The organism is Methanococcus maripaludis, from assembly GCF_002945325.1.
Taxonomy (GTDB): domain Archaea; phylum AGJL01; class Methanococci; order Methanococcales; family Methanococcaceae; genus Methanococcus; species Methanococcus maripaludis.
On the sequence record NZ_CP026606.1, the window covers coordinates 122,961 to 142,622 of the forward strand.

At 34.4% G+C, this 19,662-nt stretch carries 20 protein-coding genes; 6 read left to right on the plus strand and 14 right to left on the minus strand.

Annotated features, from left to right (window positions below):
* From MMJJ_RS00635 to bioA, 3 genes are all read left to right on the plus strand, one after another.
* Complete coding sequence (locus tag MMJJ_RS00635; RefSeq protein ID WP_244901534.1) at positions 1 to 843, plus strand: ABC transporter permease; 843 nt, start codon at positions 1 to 3, stop codon at positions 841 to 843.
* A gap of 15 nt (positions 844 to 858) precedes the next feature.
* Positions 859 to 1,746, plus strand: coding sequence for a glycine betaine ABC transporter substrate-binding protein (locus MMJJ_RS00640; RefSeq protein ID WP_013999320.1), 888 nt, complete (start codon positions 859 to 861; stop codon positions 1,744 to 1,746).
* A gap of 172 nt (positions 1,747 to 1,918) precedes the next feature.
* Positions 1,919 to 3,322, plus strand: coding sequence for an adenosylmethionine--8-amino-7-oxononanoate transaminase (bioA, locus tag MMJJ_RS00645; RefSeq protein ID WP_104837226.1), 1,404 nt, complete (start codon positions 1,919 to 1,921; stop codon positions 3,320 to 3,322).
* 52 nt (positions 3,323 to 3,374) lie between these two features.
* Here bioA and MMJJ_RS00650 read toward each other — a convergent pair whose 3' ends face one another.
* The 12 genes from MMJJ_RS00650 to nifH all read right to left on the minus strand — a co-directional run bounded on the left by MMJJ_RS00650 (position 3,375) and on the right by nifH (position 15,447).
* Positions 3,375 to 4,541, minus strand: a complete 1,167-nt coding sequence (locus MMJJ_RS00650) for a cation:proton antiporter (RefSeq protein WP_104837227.1) — start codon at positions 4,539 to 4,541, stop codon at positions 3,375 to 3,377.
* A gap of 8 nt (positions 4,542 to 4,549) precedes the next feature.
* Positions 4,550 to 5,026 (minus strand): CBS domain-containing protein, encoded by a 477-nt coding sequence (locus MMJJ_RS00655; RefSeq protein WP_104837228.1) that lies wholly within the window; start codon positions 5,024 to 5,026, stop codon positions 4,550 to 4,552.
* Positions 5,027 to 5,173: 147 nt separating this feature from the next.
* On the minus strand, positions 5,174 to 5,998 hold the full coding sequence (gene ablB / locus MMJJ_RS00660; protein ID WP_104837229.1) for a putative beta-lysine N-acetyltransferase: 825 nt from the start codon (positions 5,996 to 5,998) through the stop codon (positions 5,174 to 5,176).
* Positions 5,999 to 7,300, minus strand: coding sequence for a lysine 2,3-aminomutase (gene kamA, locus MMJJ_RS00665; RefSeq protein ID WP_104837230.1), 1,302 nt, complete (start codon positions 7,298 to 7,300; stop codon positions 5,999 to 6,001). It lies immediately after the preceding gene.
* Positions 7,301 to 7,876: 576 nt separating this feature from the next.
* Complete coding sequence (locus MMJJ_RS00670) at positions 7,877 to 8,197, minus strand: NifB/NifX family molybdenum-iron cluster-binding protein (protein ID WP_011170804.1); 321 nt, start codon at positions 8,195 to 8,197, stop codon at positions 7,877 to 7,879.
* Positions 8,163 to 9,539, minus strand: coding sequence for a nitrogenase component 1 (locus MMJJ_RS00675; RefSeq protein WP_104837231.1), 1,377 nt, complete (start codon positions 9,537 to 9,539; stop codon positions 8,163 to 8,165). The genes MMJJ_RS00670 and MMJJ_RS00675 overlap by 35 nt, the downstream gene beginning before the upstream one ends.
* 16 nt (positions 9,540 to 9,555) lie before the next feature.
* Complete coding sequence (gene nifE, locus MMJJ_RS00680) at positions 9,556 to 10,998, minus strand: nitrogenase iron-molybdenum cofactor biosynthesis protein NifE (protein WP_104837232.1); 1,443 nt, start codon at positions 10,996 to 10,998, stop codon at positions 9,556 to 9,558.
* A gap of 22 nt (positions 10,999 to 11,020) precedes the next feature.
* Positions 11,021 to 12,409, minus strand: coding sequence for a nitrogenase component 1 (locus tag MMJJ_RS00685; protein WP_104837233.1), 1,389 nt, complete (start codon positions 12,407 to 12,409; stop codon positions 11,021 to 11,023).
* Positions 12,402 to 13,835 carry a nitrogenase subunit alpha gene (locus MMJJ_RS00690; protein ID WP_104837234.1) on the minus strand — a complete coding sequence of 478 codons (1,434 nt, stop codon included), beginning with the start codon at positions 13,833 to 13,835 and terminating at the stop codon, positions 12,402 to 12,404. The genes MMJJ_RS00685 and MMJJ_RS00690 overlap by 8 nt, the downstream gene beginning before the upstream one ends.
* A 49-nt stretch (positions 13,836 to 13,884) precedes the next feature.
* Complete coding sequence (locus MMJJ_RS00695) at positions 13,885 to 14,250, minus strand: P-II family nitrogen regulator (protein WP_011170799.1); 366 nt, start codon at positions 14,248 to 14,250, stop codon at positions 13,885 to 13,887.
* 9 nt (positions 14,251 to 14,259) lie between these two features.
* A complete protein-coding gene (locus MMJJ_RS00700) occupies positions 14,260 to 14,577 on the minus strand; it encodes a P-II family nitrogen regulator (protein ID WP_011170798.1) in 318 nt (105 codons plus the stop codon).
* 42 nt (positions 14,578 to 14,619) lie between these two features.
* Positions 14,620 to 15,447, minus strand: coding sequence for a nitrogenase iron protein (gene nifH, locus MMJJ_RS00705; RefSeq protein ID WP_011170797.1), 828 nt, complete (start codon positions 15,445 to 15,447; stop codon positions 14,620 to 14,622).
* Positions 15,448 to 15,791: 344 nt separating this feature from the next.
* On the opposite strand from nifH, the gene MMJJ_RS00710 reads away from it, so the two are divergent.
* Positions 15,792 to 16,271: a pyridoxamine 5'-phosphate oxidase family protein gene (locus MMJJ_RS00710; RefSeq protein WP_104837235.1), complete on the plus strand. Its 480-nt coding sequence runs from the start codon at positions 15,792 to 15,794 to the stop codon at positions 16,269 to 16,271.
* 27 nt (positions 16,272 to 16,298) lie between these two features.
* Positions 16,299 to 16,928 (plus strand): DUF1847 domain-containing protein, encoded by a 630-nt coding sequence (locus tag MMJJ_RS00715; RefSeq protein WP_104837236.1) that lies wholly within the window; start codon positions 16,299 to 16,301, stop codon positions 16,926 to 16,928.
* A 40-nt stretch (positions 16,929 to 16,968) separates the two neighbouring features.
* Here MMJJ_RS00715 and MMJJ_RS00720 read toward each other — a convergent pair whose 3' ends face one another.
* Both MMJJ_RS00720 and MMJJ_RS00725 read right to left on the minus strand, forming a co-directional pair.
* Complete coding sequence (locus tag MMJJ_RS00720) at positions 16,969 to 18,222, minus strand: APC family permease (RefSeq protein ID WP_104837237.1); 1,254 nt, start codon at positions 18,220 to 18,222, stop codon at positions 16,969 to 16,971.
* A 62-nt stretch (positions 18,223 to 18,284) separates the two neighbouring features.
* Entirely contained in the window at positions 18,285 to 18,908 is a 624-nt protein-coding gene (locus tag MMJJ_RS00725) for a LysE family translocator (protein ID WP_104837238.1), read from the minus strand.
* A 253-nt stretch (positions 18,909 to 19,161) separates the two neighbouring features.
* On the opposite strand from MMJJ_RS00725, the gene msrA reads away from it, so the two are divergent.
* Positions 19,162 to 19,635: a peptide-methionine (S)-S-oxide reductase MsrA gene (msrA, locus tag MMJJ_RS00730; RefSeq protein ID WP_104837239.1), complete on the plus strand. Its 474-nt coding sequence runs from the start codon at positions 19,162 to 19,164 to the stop codon at positions 19,633 to 19,635.
* The last annotated feature ends 27 nt before the right edge of the window (positions 19,636 to 19,662 follow it).

The following is a 19,662-nucleotide window of genomic DNA, read 5'->3' on the forward strand; positions in this document are numbered from 1 at the left end:
GTGATTTTGTTGGCAGATACGTTTAATCTTGGAATTGGAAAATTTTTAGTAAATTTAATAGACTTTTTAATTGATAACTACTCGGGATTTTTTGATCTCATTTCTTATGTAATTCAAAGCGGTGTTGATTTCTTTCACATCCTGCTTTTTTCAATAAATCCTTATTTGATGATATTGCTGATCGCAGTAATTGTTTGGAAAACAGTTAATCTGAAATCTATGCTGTATTCAGTATTTTTCCTAGTTATTATCGTGATGATGGGCCTTTGGGATACTTCAATGATTACCCTATCACTGATAATCACATCCACATTGATTGCCCTTTTACTTGGAATTCCTTTGGGAATTGTAAAAGCGCGTTCAAAACTAGTAAGTACGCTGCTCGATCCAATGCTCGATGTAATGCAGACACTCCCCTCATTAGCATATTTGATTCCAGCAGTGTTATTCTTTGGAATCGGGGAAGTTCCAGGAGTTATTGCAACAGTAATCTTTGCAATGCCTCCTGCAATAAAACTTACGGCACTTGGCATTGAGCAGGTATCTAACGAACTAATTGAAGTTGGAAGGGCCTTTGGAGGTACTTCTTGGCAGATATTAACAAAAATAGAACTGCCAACAGCAGTTCCTTCAATAATGATGGGCGTAAATCAGGCAATCATGCTATCATTCTCAATGGTAGTTATTGCCGGATTTATCGGCTCGGGCGGGTTAGGTGAGGTTATAATTTCAGGTATCCAGCGATATAGTTTAGCACCTGCTCTCGAAGCAGGTATTGCAGTTACATTTCTTGCGGTAATTTTTGACAGGATTACCCGTAACCTCGTGGGATCTAAAATTTAATAAAAAGGTGAATTTATGAAATATGGAACGTTATTTGCCATTGCCCTTTTGGGTTTGGCAGTCATGTTTTCAGGATGCGTCCAATCTCCCCAAAGTACGGACGACACTGAAAAAGGCACTATAAAATTTGGACTTCCCCCTTGGCCGGGAGTTACAGTTAAATCCAATGTTGTAAAAGTCATTCTTGAAGAGCAAGGATACAATGTTGAACTAAACCAGCTTGATGCAGGAATTACTTACGCAAAACTTGCAGATGGCGACCTTGATGTATCACTTGCAGGATGGCTGCCAACAACTCATGAAGAATACTGGACTCAGTATGGAAACCAGCTTGAAATGGTTCATGTAAATGTTGGAAAAACTGCACTCGGTCTTGCAGTTCCTACCTACACATATGAAGCAGGAATACAGTCAATTACTGACTTAAACGGTAATGAAGAATTATTCGATGGAAAAATTATTGGAATTGAACCCGGTGCTGGAATTATGTCTAACACTGAAAAAGCTATTGATTCATACAGCTTATCAGGTTATGAATTGCAGTCAAGCAGTACCCCTGCAATGATGGCAGAACTTGCACGTGCAATTAATGAAGATGAAAACATTGTAGTTACCGTTTGGGAACCCCACTCAGTTTTCTTTAAATTCGACATAAAAATGTTGGATGACCCTGAAAAAGTATATGGTAATGGTGACAAAGTATACACTATTGCAAGAACTGACTTTAAAGATGATTATCCTGAAGTATACGAATTCTTCCAGAAATTCGAAGTAGATCCAAGCGTTCAGAGCGAATGGATATACAAATACAGTGACGAAGGAATGGATCCAGAAGAAGTTGCAGAAGAATGGGTTGCAAATAACCCTGAACTTGTAGCAAACTGGACTTCACACATGAACTAAATATCATTTATAAAACTTCTTTTTTTTTGAAAATTTTAAAAAAATTATTTTTAAATGTTTTTCAAATTTTTTTTCGAAAAACCTTATATCTGCTAAATTCATATTTTTGAGATAATATTGATAAAAAACTTAAATTGGATTTAAAACAATTTAAAAATCTCTGGTGTTTAAAATGAAATCAGAAAACTATTCAAAAAATGACCTCGAAAAATGGGATAAAGAATATGTTTGGCACCCTTTTACCCAGATGAAGGAGTATAGGGAAGGAAAACCGCTTTTAATTGAAAGTGGAGAAGGAATTTATTTAATTGACGTTGACGGCAAAAAATACATGGATGCGGTTTCATCAGTCTGGTGCAACTTTTTTGGACATTCTGAAAAACGAATAGCTGATGCGATTTCAAAACAAGCACTAAATATCGGACATTCGACACAGCTTGGTTGTGGAAATGTTCCGTCCGCAATTTTGGCAAAAAGATATGTTGATTTTTCACCAGAACAGTTCACAAAAGTATTTTTTTCAGAAGATGGTGCAGAAGCTATTGAAATTGCCGTAAAAATGGCTTTTGAATACTGTAAATTAAAAGGATTTACAAATAAAATAAAATTTGTTTCAGTTAAAGAAGGCTACCATGGGGACACCGTCGGTGCAATGAGTGTTGGAGGAAGCGAACTTTTCCACGGCTGTTTTGAACCTTTGTTATTTGATGGATACCACGCAAGTGCCCCTTACTGCTACAGGTGTAAATACTGCAACTTTAAAGACACTGACGAAAGAAATAAATTAGGATGCGAGATGAAGTGTCTAAAAGAAATGGAAGATTTAATCAGGACTAATAAAGACGAGATATTCTGTGTAATTTTAGAAGCTGGTGTCATGGGCTCAGCAGGTATGATTCCCTATCCTAAAGGATACATCGAAGGAGTTGCAAAGATCTGTAAAGAGCTTGATATTATATTAATACTTGATGAAATTGCAACTTTTGGAAGACTTGGAAGGGCATTTTATTCTGATATGGATGAATTAAAAGAATTGGAAAAACCAGATATTTTATGCCTTGGAAAAGGAATTACTGGCGGATATTTACCCCTTGCACTAACTCTTGCAACCGATGAAATACATGATGCATTTTTGGGAACTTTTGATGAATGTAAACAGCTTTTCCACGGCCACACTTATGCCGGAAACCAGATAATATGTGCATCAGCAATTGAAACCTTAAATATTTTGGAAGAAACAAATATCTGTGAAGAAATAAGACCAAACATTAAATTACTGCATGAAAACCTCGATAAATTAAAAGAATTCCCTTGTGTTGGAGATATTCGAAAATCAGGATACATGATTGGAATTGAACTTGTAAAAGATAAAGAAACAAAAGAACCATACGATTACGGGTACAAAGCAGGGTACAAAGTTGCTGGAAGACTACTCGAAAAAGGAATTTACATCCGTCCGATTGGAAATACGCTGATATTTGTACTTCCATTAATAATTAAACCGGAAGAAATTAAAACGCTTACTGAAAAAATTTATGAATCGATTTCTGAACTTTTAAATGAAAAAGTACTTTAAAAAATAAATTTTATTTTTTTATTTTATTTTTTTAAAATTTTAATGGATTATACTATTCAAAAACTTTTTTTAAGAGCGGTGGCGTTATAACTATCGAAAATGTAACAAATATCAGCGTTGCTGCAATGAATTTTGAGATATTTTCTTCTAAAATTACGCCTGCAGAAACTGCAATCATTAAATTTATCAGCGCTATTTCTGCTCTTGGAACTGATGCTGAAGCAAGTTGTATCGATTTTTTAAGACCCCATTTACCAATTAATTTTGCTCCAAGCCCCCACCCTACAAACTTACTCAAAACCCCTACAATTATTAGAATTGTAGCAAGAATTAAAGCTTCATGGTTTAAAAATGCGGTTAAATTCAGCCGTGCTCCAGTGTAAATAAAAAATAATGGAATTAAAAATGAATTTCCAATTGATTTTATCTCTTTTGCGAGTGATTTACCTTCTGAAGTTTTTGAAAGGATTAATCCTGCCATGAATGCCCCTTCAATTGCAACTTCAAACCAGCTTTCTGATAAAAATGAAAATAAAAACATCAAAGCAAGAGTAAATGAAAGAACGGTTTTTTCGATATGAAACTTTTCTGCAAAAATTAAGTATTTTTTAATCAATTTCCATCCCAAATATCCTGTAATAATAAAAAATACCGTAATTTCTGAAATTAGCCCGAGCAAACTTCCAGATCCGACAGCGAGGATAAGAAGGATAAGTCCTAAAAAATCATCAAGAATACTCGCACTGATTGCAGCGGCCCCCACATCAGTTTTTAAAACTTTTAAATCCATCAAAAGCCTTGCAGTAATTCCAATACTCGTAGCTGTAAGAATTACTCCGCCAACAATAGATTCTTTGGTAGTGTAACCAAAATAAGATAATGAAATATATCCAAAAATTAAAGGAAACACCGCTCCAAGTACCGCTGCAACTATTGAGATATTTTCTGTCTTTTTAAGCCGGTGTATATCTATTTCAAGGCCACTTAAAAAAAGTAAAAACATGATTCCAACGGTGGATAAAAAGTCAAAAATATCGTTTTCGTGGAGTGTTAAGTGAGAGGAATCAACTATTCCAAAAAATAACAGGTTTCCAAATATTATTCCGATTAGTATCTCTCCAAATACACTTGGAAAGCCAAACCGCCACATTATTTCGTTTCCAATTTTTCCAAATATAAGGCATACTCCAACAGTAAACAACACCCATGAAATATCCACGAAAACACCTAAAAGCAGAGATCAAGAAACTTATTTATCAATATCCTGAGGCTAATTTCACCAATTAACCTATTTTCATCATCAACCACAGCTAAAAGTTGCAAATTATAATTTTTCATCTTTTCAAGTGCATCTAAAACAGACTTGTTGTGATTTATTTTAATCGCACTTTTTTCCATTACTTCGCTTGCAATTTCTGCCCCGCCCTGTATTGACATTAAAACCGTTCTAGTTGTTCCAATAAATGTCGAATGCTTTTCAGGAGGCATTATAAAATTAATAACGTCTAAGTAACGAATTACCCCGATAAGTTTTCCATCTTCTTTGCAGTTTATTACCCAGACGTGGTGTCTTGTTCTAAGTATCTCCAAAACATCCATGACTGAAGAATCAGTACATAAAACCGGCAAGCTATCAATTGGTGGAAGAATATCCTTCAATTTCATTGCATGGTACTTGGCAATTGCCGTTTCAAGTTCTTTCATAAAATCCCCCAAAATAACTCTAGTATAATTTATGTTTTTTTAAAATAATTAAACTTTTCATTTTAATTTTGAGAATAAAGATATAATTATCAAAACAGAAAAAATTAAAGTTGATTTAAAAATTAAAAAAATTAACGTGTTGGGATGTTATTCTACGAGTTTGTACCAAAAGTTCATGTCTTCAAATTTACCGCAGATATTTGTATTATTAACTGCTGTTCCACTGTAAATATAGCCCATTTTTTTAAAAGTAATATTCATCCCATACGAGATACTTCTTGCAATCGTGTAAAAAACCCTGTATCCATTGTCTTTCATTATTTTTTCCATTATATATAGTAGATATTTAGAAAGCCCTAATTTTTGATATTCTTCAAGAACTGCAAAATCGGTCATTTCAACGCATTTATTCGTAATATCCATTTCACAAGACGATGCTGCAACGATTTTACCATTATCTTCAATTATAAAGTATTTTACGTTTGTCTGCATTGTCTTTAATATATAATTTGGATCGTCTATTGGAAAAGGATACGTTTTAAAAACTTTTGAATAGTGTTTTGATAGTTTTTCTGCATCGGTTTCATTTGCAATTTTTAAGTGAAAATTTTCATCAAATTTTACGGATGAATCTATATCAACAGTTTTCACATAATTTAAAACATCTTCTGCTTCTTTTGAAAATTTTGATATTTTTCGAGATTCTTCAAAAAATTTAGACATAAAATATGCATCATCATTTGAATAGTAATTTTCAAGTTTTCCTTCACAAATATAACCGTTTTTTTCAAAAAGTTCCTTTTGATTTCCTGAAACTTTTGCAAAAACTTTTGAAAGCTTTTTTTCATTGCATACACTGTCAACATGCGTAATTAATTCGCCCACGTCTTTTCCAAGCTTCATTATGTATATTCTATCATTTAAGTCACTTATTTGAATAATTGAATCATTTATTTCGATTATTGTTTCCATTTAGTCATCCCTCCTGGCAACTCGCTCGTTGTTTTCAGGGATTAATGAAATTGAATTGTCTACATCGGTTATTAATTTTTCAATTCCCGTTTGATTAATTTCAAAGTCCCCAATACACATTCTGTCACACGTATCGCAATTTTTACTGCATCCACCGTAATCTGACGGTTCAACGTATGATGTGATAATTCCTTCATAATTTCTTAAAATTACTCGGTCAGAACCCCATGAAACCACGTAATTTGGCATCACAGGAATTTTTCCACCGCCTCCCGGTGCATCTACAACGTATCTGGGAACTGCAAATCCGGTTGTATGCCCGATTAAACTTTCAATAATTTCCAATCCTTTACTAACTGAAGTTCTAAAATGAGAAATTCCTTTTGATAAATCGCACTGGTAAAGATAGTATGGCCTTACTCTTGACGAAACGAGTTTTTGATTCAATTTTCTCATGACATATGGACAGTCGTTAACTCCTGCTAAAAGTACCGTCTGATTTCCAAGGGGAATTCCAGAATCTGAAAGTTTATCGAGTGCTTTTTTAGATTCTTTAGTAATCTCCACGGGATGGTTGTAGTGGGTATTTATCCAGATTGGATGGTATTTTTTCAAAACATTGACTAAATTATCAGTAATTCTTTGAGGAAGAACCACGGGAACTCTTGATCCGATTCTTATGAGTTCAACGTGTTTTATGCTACTTATTTCTGACAGTATCCAGTCTAAAAATTCATCGGAAAGTAAAAGAGGGTCTCCTCCTGAAAGTAAAACATCTCTTATTTTATCGTTATTTTTAATATAATCGATTGCTTTTTGAATCTCTTCTTTTGAAGGATTACTGCTTTTTTCAGAAACTTTTCTTTTTCTCGTGCAGTGCCTGCAGTACATTGCGCAGTTTGGGTTTATATAAAATAAAACTCTGTCAGGATACCGGTGGGTTATTCCAATAACCGGGGAGTCTTCATCTTCAGATAATGGATCTTCCATTTCAAAATTTTCAAGTATGAGTTCTTTTGAAGATGCCACGCTTTGTTTATAAATTGGATCTTTGTCTAAATTTTTTGTATCAATTAAACTTGCATAGTATGGAGTAATTGACATTGGAAATACATCTATCGCTTTTTGGATTTCTGTTTTCTCTTTTTCATCAAAAGTTATTCCTAAAAAATTTTCTAACGTATCAACATCTTTAATTGAATTTGAAAGCTGCCACTTGTAATCGTTCCAATTATCAATTGTGGCATTTTCTGAAATTTTTTTTGTATATTTTAATATACTTTCGTCACTTAATTCGTTCAAAACTATCACCTAAAAACATAATCGATATATCTAAATTTTTCGAAATTTAACATGGATATATCAACAGAGGGGGTATCCCAAATAGCAAATCGAAAAACCGAAAATATGAGGTTTCAAAATTTAAAAAGGCTTATACATCCTTTTTTTAAAAGATAGTATAAATAATTAATGGGTAACACTATTATAGCATAAGCTAAAATCAAAAAAACTTGAAAAAGTTTGTTGATATATTTTAATTAATTGAAGGTTGTGGGCTCACATAATTATATTAATTAACAATAACAACGATAATATGAAGGTTTAAGATAATTAAACCTCCAGTAAATTCTTTAAAAATAATATCGGTGTGAAGTGGGGATATGAGGGATAATTTCACAAATACACACCAAACTTTTACTTTTTTAACTCTTTTTGGCCTAATAAAAAGAATTCCAAAATAATAATTTTAAAGTGTGCTTTTAGCGAAATTAATAATAAAACCCCAGAATCACCATCCATAATGGATTATTAAGTTCTTAAGTTGGTTAATTGTTTAAAAATCGCATAATAACTAAAATGTGATAATTAATAAATAATTTAGGCGGTTAAAAACTCTTTTAAAGCGTCTTTTAATGTATTTTCTGTCATAACTACTTTCATGCCTTTTCCTTCGAGTACAGATTTAGGATGGTCCCCCATTCTGCTACAAAAGATTGCACCACAGTCTTTTAAAAGTTCGAGTGCATAGTTCCACCTGTCAGTGTGGTCTTTTATATGTTTTGTTGGGTTTTCCCTAAATTCTAAAAATTCTGCTACATTATCTTTTATTTCAAAAATAAGAAAATGTGTGGCAGCTCCGAAGTGCATGTTGACATTTACACCATCAGTTGATGCAATTGCTACTTTCAAACTCTCCATGGTCTACCTCTGTATTTTCGTCTAATGCCCATCCAAACTCGTCAAAGTATCTGTCGAGTATTGTATTGGTTATAGTATCTACAAGTCTAATTCCTGCAGTATAGCCTAAAGAAGTTATTCTTTGAGCGCCAACTCTATCATAGATTGGGAAACCCATCCTAATTAAAGGAATATTTTCGGCACCTGCAATTCTTGAACCGTATGAATTTCCAATTAAAAGATCCACTTTTGATTTTTTAATTTCTTGGTGGAGATCGTAAAGATCCCCTGGAGCTAAGATTACTGGTTTATGTTTGCTATCTTTAGTTACTGCTTTGATGTCTTCAACGAAGGTTTTACTTTCGCTTCCGGTACAGACGATTGAAGGAATCATTCCAAGTTCCAAAACAAATCTCGTAAATCCAACTACGACATCTGGATCGCCGTAGATTGCAACTTTTCTTCCAAAATTATGTTGGTGGGCGTCGATCATGGCATCGATTAATTTTCCACGTTCTCTAGTTATCTGTTCAGGTATCTCTTTATTCGTAAGTTTACAAAGTTCATTCATAAATTCATCAGTACTCTGCAGTCCTATTGGTAGATATGGTGACACGGATTTTATTCCGTAAGCTTCATGGAGGAATTTGGCGGCGGAATTTGCATGCTTACAGAGTGAAATCGTTGCAAATGAATTTGCAGTGTCTTTAAGTTCTTCCACAGTAGTTCCTGCAGATGACACGAATGAAACTTCTCCATCGAAAGGGGCGTCCATAGATTCCGAAGTATCGGTTAGAATTATTGATTCTATACCCATTTCACGTAAAATCCTTTTGGTTTCTGCAATGTCACCTGGAGAAACCATTCCGGTAATCACGTTTAACTTGGAATTTGGCTTTGATGGAGTTGCTAAATTTTCAACCAATGCCTTAACTGTTGAATCGTATCCTTCTACATGTGTATGTTTATAACTTGGGGTTGATATCGGGACTATTTCGGGCAAATCATCATTTTGTGTCTTGAATAACCGGATGATTCCTTCAACGTCGTCACCAATAGTTTCACTAAGACAGCTTGTAGTTACACCTATTATTTCAGGACCATAAATTCTGCTCACGTTTCTGATCGCATGTTTTAAATTTTCTTCACCACCGAGTACGGCATTTGCCTCACTCATTGATGAAGATGCCACGTTTACAGCTTCTTTAAAATGACGTCCAAGTTGGAATCTCATGTAGGTGCTGCATCCGTGCGATCCGTGTATTAACGGCATTGAATTCTTTACACCCATTAATGCAAATATTGCACCCATTGGCTGGCATATTTTACATGGATTAATTACAGCAAATTTTTTTTCAGTCATAATATTCCTCTAATCGTCATTTTCTAGAAAGTCTCCAAATTGGCGTCATAACTGCGGTATGTACAACTCTTGCAAAATTTATGAAGCCCTGATAGCCTGAAAAGGCAGTTATCCTGTCGTGATTGAAATCACAGTGAGGAATTCCACTTTTCAGTGATAAATATTTTTCTTTAGCTCCAGAAATTAATATGTCAGGTTTGTATTCTTTGAGAAGCTGTACAAGTTCCATTGAACTTGCATCGTCCACAATTAATGTACCTTCGCAGACGTGATCTCTAATTTGTTGGTAATCTTCGGGTTTTCCGTTTTGGGTACCACTCATGATAATTTCCATATCGAGTTCACCAAATGCGCTTACCAGTGCCCAAGATTTATGGGCTCCGGAATATATCGCTACGGTTCTACCGGATAGATCTTTTTTGTATTCAGAAATTTCATCTCTAAGATTTTTAATTTCTGATTTTATGAGTTCTTCAGTTCTTTTAATCATTTCTTCATCGCCGAAAAATTCTGCAACAGCCCTTAAAGACTTTGTAGTTTCGTCGAGTCCAAAGAAATTTACTTTAATGCTCGGTATTCCGTATTTCTTTTCCATTTGGCTTGCTAAATAATTGGATGATTTTTGGCATTGAACTATATTTAATTTAGATCGGTGCGCACTTGCAACTTTAGCGACTGTTGAGTCTCCAGTAATTGCAGTGTGTACTTTCACACCCATTTTTTCATATAATGGAATAATTCCCCAGAGATCTCCTGCAACATTGAATTCTCCAATTATATTAATACTGTAGGGGTGCTCTTCTTCTGGCTCTTCTGTGCCAATTACGTAATCAAGCATTGCGTCACATGCGAGTTTGTGACCTGCAGTTTTATTAAAACTTTTGAACCCTTCTGACTGTACCGGAATAACTCTGCAGCCCGTTGCTTCTTGTGCCTGTCTACAAACTGCTTTAAGATCATCTCCAATCAAACCTACTACGCAAGTTGAGTAAACAAATATTGCACCAGGGTGATAAAGCTTATTTACTTCCAAAATGGATTCATAGAGCTTTTTTTCTCCACCAAATACAATATCTTTCTCTTGCAAATCAGTTGAGAATCCGTTTTTGTAAAGTTTATCTCCTGTAGATTTACTTCCACGAATATCCCAAGTGCATGCTGCGCAGCCTATTGGCCCGTGTACGAGATGTACTGCATCAGTTATTGGCATTAGAACAACTCTTGCTCCCCCGTATACGCAGGATCTCTGGGTAATCATTCCAGGGGTTGAGTTTTTGTCACATGTAGGAATTGAATCGTCTTTTCCAGAAACACACATTTGTGATTCTCTGGCTTTTAACGCTTCAATAGATTTTAATTTTTCAAAAATGGAATTTGGGATTTTGACTTCTAAGTCAAAATCATCATCGTTATTTCCATCTTGCATTTTCCGGTTTTCTGTATCAAGGTTCAAAACCATAGTATTCCTCTTTATTTTGGGCTTACTGTTGGAGTTTCCAGTCTTGAGTTTCGTAGTATTTATCGAGGATTGTGTTTGTAATTCCATCGACAAGGTTCAAAGCACCATTGTATCCAATAATTGGTCTTCTTTGGTATCCTACTCTATCGTATACTGGGTATCCTACTCTGTAGAGTGGTATTCCGAGGTCTTTTGCCATCAATCTACCATCTGAGCTACCAATCATTAAATCGACTGGGTTTTCTTTTAAGTAAACATCTAATGCTCTTAAGTCTTGTCCGAAGAGTGCATCAATGTCTTCATCTGATTCTTTAGCTACTTTTTTCAAGTCATTAACGAAGTATTCGTTTTTAACTCCAGTACATACCACTTTAGGAATCATTCCAAGTTCTGCTACAAATCTTGCCATTCCTACAGTTATTGATGGGTCACCGTAGATTGCTACTTTTCTTCCGAATAAGTATCTTGATGCAACATCAGCCATTGCGTCAATCACAATACCTCTTTCGTCAAGTATCTCATCAGTAACATCGTTTCCAGTGAATTTTTTAACAGTTCTTATGAAACTGTCAGTATTTTGAATACCGATTGGTGCTTCACTCACTTTTGAAGGCATGTTGTATTTTTTCTCAAGTGATGCAGGAGCACTGCTTGCATAGTTAGCAAGTGAAATTGTACCAAGTGAGTTTGCACAGTCCTGAATATCTGCAAGAGGTGTTCCACCTTTTTGATAGTATGGATTTTTATCTGCTTTTGAAGGCCTGAGTGGTGAATCAAATGGATCAGAGGTATCTGTAAGTAAAATACCTTCAACCCCCATGAGTGAAAGCATATGTTTGATTTCCCTGATGTCTCCAGGGTTTACAATTCCTGGAATGATATTTAATTTTCCATTTTCTTCGTCTTTTGGTTCAGCTAATGTATCTACAATTGCTTTTATTGCATTATCGTATCCTTTGAACTGGTGCTCAACGAAACTTGGAGTATTAATCTGAACAATTTTTATTTTTGAAGCAGCTTCTTCACCCATTTTCTTTGCAATTTCTACTTTAGCTGTTTTAATGAAACCAGCAACGTCATCTCCGATGATTTCACTGGAACATGTTGTTACAACACCCATTACATCAGGTTTAAACCTTGCAGCTAAGTTTCCGAGACCTGAAATCAGGTTTTTTCTTCCACCGAATACTGCTGCATCCTCGTGAAGTGAGGTTACTGCAATATCTGCAGGTTCTCTAAAGTGTCTTGCAAATCCATATCTTACGAATGTTGAACATCCTTGTGATCCGTGAACTAAAGGCATTCCTCTTTCAATTCCAGATACTGCGTACATTGCACCTAAAGGTTGGCATGTTACGATTGGGTTAATTACCGCGGTTCTTTCTTTTTTGATTACGTTTAACTCACTCATTTGAATCACCTGGTTCTTCGTCTTCAAATTCCATTAATTTCCAGGCTGGGTTGTATATTGCTGTGTATATATCTCTTGCCATGTTTACGAATCCTTCAAATCCAATGTATGGACCGTTTTCGTAAGAGTGTATCATTACTGAAGGTACTCCTAATTTGTGGAAGAAATATTTCTCTTTGATACCACCAAGAACTATTTCTGGTTGGTATTTTTCAACAACTTCTTCCATTTCAAGGGTATTCGGGTCGTCAATGATAATTGTACCATCTTTTGCCCTTTCTTGCATTTTTTCGTATCCATCTTCGTGCTCGAAGAGACCTGAAAGTGCTACTACATCCATTCCTAAGTATTGTTCTATTGGTTTGGATAAGTGCCAGCTTTTTGGACCTCCTGCTGAAATCCAGATTTTTTTACCTTGTAATTTTGATTTGTAGAAATCAAGTTCAGGTTGGATTTTTTCCATTTCTTTTTTGATAACTGCTTCAGCTTCAATTTCTTTTCCGAAGTATTTACCTACTGCTCTTAAGTTTTCAGCACAGTATTCTGGACCGAAGAAATCTACTTTCAGGTACGGAACACCGTATTTTTCTTCGATTAATTTTGCTACATAAGTTGCAGATCTTTGGCATCTTACAAGGCTTAATTTTGCTTTGTGCATCCAGCAGAGTTCACCGTGGGTTGCATCCCCGGTAAATTTACTCAGAACGTTAATGCCCATATCATCGAAGTATTTTTCGAGAACCCAGTAGTCACCATCGATGTTATATTCTCCAATAAGGTTGATGTCGTAATCGGTTGTTTTAGGAGGTTCTTTTGTTCCAACTAATTTTTCAAATATCGTGTAGTTTCCTACGTGGTGTCCTTTTGATTGTGTTGGTCCTGCAAATCCTGGAGCGTTGAATGCTACAACATCTTTTCCAAGTTCTGCTTGCATTTCTTTACATACTGCATCTAAGTCGTCTCCAATAAGACCTGTTGTACATGTTGCGTAAACGTAGATTGCATTTACGAATGGGTACTCTTTTGCAGCTTCCCTAATTGTTGTTTTAAGTTTTTTCATTCCACCAAACACAACATCGGATTCAGTTAAATCTGTTCCAACGATGTGTTTTAAGTTGAAGTTTTCAACCGGGAATACGCTTCCATCGGGCATTTCGGGTCTTGTTGGGTATCTTTTTGTTGTACCGTTTCCATATGAGGTACATCCTACTGGCGAGTGTACTACGTGCAATACATCTTTTATTGCACCAGTAATAACACCTTTTACTCCTGCAAAAGCACATCCTCTTTCAGTCATACTTCCAGGGATTGTGTTTGTATTACATCTTTGTTTGCAGTGTCCTTTTGGTTCTTTTGAGTCTTTGATGTAAATGTGTTGTTCTCTTTCAGGGATATCTTTATCTACATCCAATAAACAGAATGGCATGTTTGCCCTCCTAAAAAATTTTTAAAGGGTAATTTTGGGGTCTATTTGCTTAAATTGCAGCTTCTCCTCTTTCAGAGGTTCTTACTGTGATTATATCTTCAATTGGACATACGAAGATTTTTCCGTCACCGTATTGGCCAGATTTATTTACTTTCATAATTGCTTCAACTACAAGGCTTGCATCCTCATCAGGAACAATTAATGTTAGCATTGTTTTTGGGATGTATCTCATGTCCCCCGGTTGGTTTAACAATTCTTTGTTGTCAACTTCAAATCCGAGTTCTCCAACAATTGCTTTTTGTTTTCCCCTTCCAAGAACCCTGTTCGCAGTCATTGCTGGAAATCCAAGGCCTTCGAGGACAGTTTTTGTTTGTGCCATTTTGCTTGGCCGAATTATTGCGATTATCTCTTTCATATAATCACCTTATAATCCGCATGATCTTGTTCTAACTGTGTATGCTTCATCTACAGGACTTACGAATATCTTACCGTCACCAAAGCTTCCTGTGTATGCAGTTTTTGTAATTAATTCAATTACATTTTCTGCTGCATCGTCTTCAACTACGAGCATGAGCATTGTTTTTGGAAGTTCATCGTAGTAAATCTGGTCAATCTTAATTCCTTTCTGTTTTCCTCTTCCAATGACGTCCATTTTTGTTAAAGCTACGCATCCGGATTCAGCGAGTGCATCTACAACTTCTTCTGCTTTACTTGGTCTGACTACTGCTCTAATCATTTTCATTTTTTGCCCTCTTGAAAATTTAAGGTAAGTAATTTAATTTATTTAATCTAAGAAACCGTATTTTGAAGTTAATTCTTCTAATTCATCCATTGTCATTGGGGTTGGAATTACGAGGTTTTCGTTTTCAATGATTTTTCTTGCGAGTTCTTTGTATTCCAGTGCTTGGTTGCATGTATCGTCGTAGTCAACAACAGCTTTTTTCTGGAATTCTGCTTTTTGAACGATGTTGTCTCTTGGAACGAAGTGGATTAATTGTGTTCCAATTTTGTCACAGAATTCTTGTAATAAGTCAAGTTCACCATCTACGTTTCTACTGTTACAGATGATTCCTCCAAGTCTTACACCGCTTTGTTCTGCGTATTTAACCATTCCTTTACAGATGTTGTTTGCAGCGTAAAGAGCCATCATTTCTCCAGATGCTACAACGTAGATTTCGTCTGCTTTACCGTCTCTTACAGGCATTGCGAATCCACCACATACAACGTCCCCTAAAACATCGAAGAATACGAAGTCAAGGTCGTCTTCGTAAACACCGTGTTGTTCCATGAGTGTAATTGCAGTGATAACACCCCTACCTGCACAGCCTACTCCTGGCTCAGGTCCTCCTGATTCTACACATTTTACGCCACCGAAACCAACTTCGATAACTTTGTCAGGGGTACATTCGTCTTCTCCTTTTTCTCTTAATGTATCCATCATTGTTACTTGCTGTTTACCGTGCAAGATTAACCTTGTACTGTCTGCTTTTGGGTCACATCCGTGAATGAATACTTTTTTGTCGTGAAAGTGAGCCATTGCAGCTACTGTGTTTTGTGTGGTGGTTGATTTTCCAATTCCACCTTTTCCGTAAATTGCGATTTTTCTTACCATTTTTTAGGCCTCTATATATTGTTGTCTTTCGGAAATTTATTTCCGATCTTTTAGTTATTATACGGAAGCTTCTTTCCGGTGAACTATGCTATAGGTTATTTACTATATAAAGTTTTCGCCCCTATCAAAAAAACAACGATAATGCCTCCATAAAAACTAAAAAAACGCCCTGTAATCATTTTAAATTAACTTTTAAGAAAAAATGTAATTACTATAGATTATAATTAAAAAAATCAGGGAAATTTACATTACATTGGATTATCATACTAAGCGTATTAAGTAAAATATATCAATCTTAAAAATCAAATAATATCATATTAAATTTTGTTTGAGGGGATTTAAAAATGGTTTTCAAAATTCCAAAGATGAATCGTGAAGAATACGACCTACTTGTAAAAGATAACCATATTTCAAGAATTGCGTTTTTAGGATCAAAATATCCCTACATCGCGCCATTTCTATATGTATTTAACGAAAATAATCTCTACTTTCTTTCGACAAAATACGGTCGTAAAATTGATCTTTTAAAAAATAATCCTTATGTATCTGTTGAAATTGAAAAATTTTCTGAAGATATGTCTTGTTACAAATTTATAACACTCCAGGGAAAAATTGTTCCAGAATATCACTTGGAAAAAAAGAAAGAAATTAGGCAGAGTTTTGTAGATTTAATTATTTCAAAAAATTTATCAACTGTGGTTTTAGAAGCACTCGGGCAAAACTCCGATGAACCTGTTGAAAATATAGTTACTGCTGATAACACTTACGTCTGGAAATTAACAGATGTTGAAGATATAGTTGCGCTAAAAAATAGCAATGAATAAAAATAAATTAATTATCTGGTGAATTTAATGTATTACTGTGCACTCTGTAATTTAAAGGCTTGTAAATTGGGTGAACTTGAAAAAATGCCTAAAAAATGTCCAAATTCTGCCAAAATTATTGAAAAAAGTAAAGAATTATATTTAGAAGAAGAAAATGAAAAAATTGCATATAATTCTGCGCTTGTGGAGTCAGAAGGCTACTGTAAACTTACCCGAATTGAAGAAACTATTTTGTTTGCGAAAAAAATGAATTATAAAAAATTAGGAATTGCATTTTGCACAGGACTTTCAAACGAAGCTAAAATTTTACAAGACATATTTTTGAATCATGATTTTGATGTTGAATCCGTTGTTTGTAAGTGCGGAAGTATCCCAAAAGAATTCATAAAAATAACGGAAAATGAAAAAGTTCATAAAGGTGAATATGAAGCAATGTGTAACCCTATCGGCCAAGCATTATTTTTAAACGAAACAAAAACAGATTTAAATATTATACTGGGCTTGTGTGTGGGCCATGATTCTTTATTTATAAAATATTCAAAAGCGCCTGTTACAGTAATCAGTGTTAAAGATCGGGTTTTGGGCCATAACCCATTAGCTGCGATTTATACATCAAATAGCTATTATAAAGAAAAATTATTCAAAAATAAAGAATAGAAAAATAAAAAAATAAATCCGCTATTTTTTAATTTATAAATTATTTTATGCCATAATTATTATTTTTCAAAGTATACACAACAGTTCCAAAAAGCATTGCTAAAATGATTAATATTACCATTTTTGAAGAAAATAAAAACATTAACAGGAACGAAACCAATAAAAATACTGCAAATCCTTTTTCCATTACGTTTTCAAAAACTTTTATCGATGCTACCGCCGCCATTATTATATTCGTAATTAAAAATGCGTTTACTGCCGCAATTATTTCGTTAAATGAAATTAAATTAAAATAAACTGCGAATAGTGTTAAAAAGTTTGCAAAAACCATCAGCAATACTGCTGAAAGCGGAGCATTTGTATTTGAGCGGTATTTAAAAATTTTTGGAAATACGCCATCTTTAGCTTGTGCATAAACTAATCTTGATGCTCCACCGATTAACATCAGGAAACTACATAAACAAAGTCCTGTTATAGTAAGTGATAATATAATACTGGAGTACTGCCCAAATAATGGATATAATATTAATGAAATTCCAGAAATTGGATCTATCAATCCAAGTTTTTTAATATCCAACACCTGCAGAGCCCCAGATACTATCAAGTAAACTATGGACATTGCAATTACACTTACTAAAGCTGCTTTCGGGATTGTTTTTTCAGGATTTTCAACTTCAAGGCTGTAATTTCCAAGTATTTCCCAACCGATAATTGACCAGAACATTATCAAAAACGAGTAGCCTACATCAATTGTACTTATTCCTGTTCCCGTAAACAGCGCATCCTTTCTATAAAATAAAATTGTAAAAAGCCCGCCAACTACAAGTATTGTAGAAATTACTGTTGAAATAAGCATTGAAATTTTACCAACGGATGAAATATTTCTTGAAAGGATTATTCCGCCAATTAGCATCAATACTGCTGAATAAAATTCTGCCCCAAATGAATAATTTGAAAATAATACTGAAAGATACTCTCCGGCAACCATTATCACAACTAACGGAGCCATTGCCATTGCAATTAGAAGATAGTATGCATTTAAATTTTTATACGATTTTCCAAAAGAATGGCCTACAACTTCCGTTAAACCAGAATCTCCTGGAAATTTTAAACATAATTTGCTTGCAAAATACGCAAAAACCCCGCCAATAGTCATCATGATTACCCATGCAAAAATAGAGTAATCTTTTAAAATATCGTAAACTATCGGTGGTATTATTACTATTCCTGATCCGAGTATTGGCCCCACGATAAGTCCGCTTAATGTATAGGGCCCCAATTTTTTAGAACTCATAGATATTCCCATATATTCCTTTAATTACTTACGTTTTTCATTTTTAACTTAATTTAAATTTATTATTTACTCGAAAGTGCCAGCTGAATCCCAATTGCACCAAATATTCCTGCTTTAGCCAGATTGATATATTTTCCACATTTTTGGCTGTTTAATATTTTTTCTCCAAAAATGCTTGAGAATACTGCAACCGCTGAAAAAATTAAGATTGCCTGAATCATGAAAATAACGCCCAATAGTATCATCTGAATCGGAACGCTTCCAGAATTTGGATTTACAAACTGGGGAAGAAATGCGAGGAAAAATAACGAAACTTTCGGGTTTAATAAATTCATAAATATTCCTTTTTTATAAAGTGCAGTGTTTTCTGATTTAACTACTGATTCAGTTATTACTACATTTTTATCAAATAATGCGAGAACTGCAAGGTAAAGCAAATACAAAGCTCCAAGATATTTTACAATCGTAAATGCAAACGCAGAATTGTAGATTATCGCAGAAATTCCAAGTGCTGCTGCAGTAGTGTGAACTATAAGTCCCGTACAAAGTCCAAGTGCTGTTGAAATCCCTGCCCATTTTCCCTGAGAAATACTTTGAATGGTTACAAATATTATGTCAGGCCCTGGAAGAATGGTAAGTGCAGCCGATGCAATCACAAAATAAAAAACTTGTGTAGATTCAATCATTGTGACACCATAATTTTTTAGGTATTCAGTTATGTATTCATGATATTTAACCCCTGTGGGCAATTTTAACGTATTTCGATTAATCAATCTTTTAAAAATAGATTTACAATTCAAATAAACATTTATATGGCTAAATATATAATTTAATACACAAAATCTTCTTAAATATAAAATAACTGAATAAACGGGGAATAAATGGACATTAAATAACTTAAATTTTTAAGCAATAATATATTTTTAAAAGGTGGGGGCTTTGAAAAATATTAAAACAATTGTTTTTGGCATGGGCTGTTTTTGGGGAGCAGAAGAAGTATTTAGAAAGGTTAATGGCGTAGTTTCAACAGAAGTTGGATTCATGGGGGGAATTATCAAAAATCCGACATACGGGCAGGTATGCAGGGGAAAATCAGGACATATCGAGGTAGTTAAAATAGATTATGAGCCTGAAATAATATCTTATGATGAATTATTAGATCTATTTTGGAATAATCACAACCCGACTACGCCAAACAAACAGGGCTGGGATGTTGGGGAACAGTATTCTTCATATATTTTTTATTTTGACGATGAACAGAAGTTAATTGCTGAAAAATCTCTTGAAAAAATGCAAGAACATACGGATTCAAAAATAGTAACGAATATCAAAAAAGCAGGGAACTTTTACCCTGCCGAAGAATACCACCAGAAATATTTCATGAAAAAGAATAATTCTATTTTAAATTTTTAAATTTCGATTAATTTATCATTAAATTTA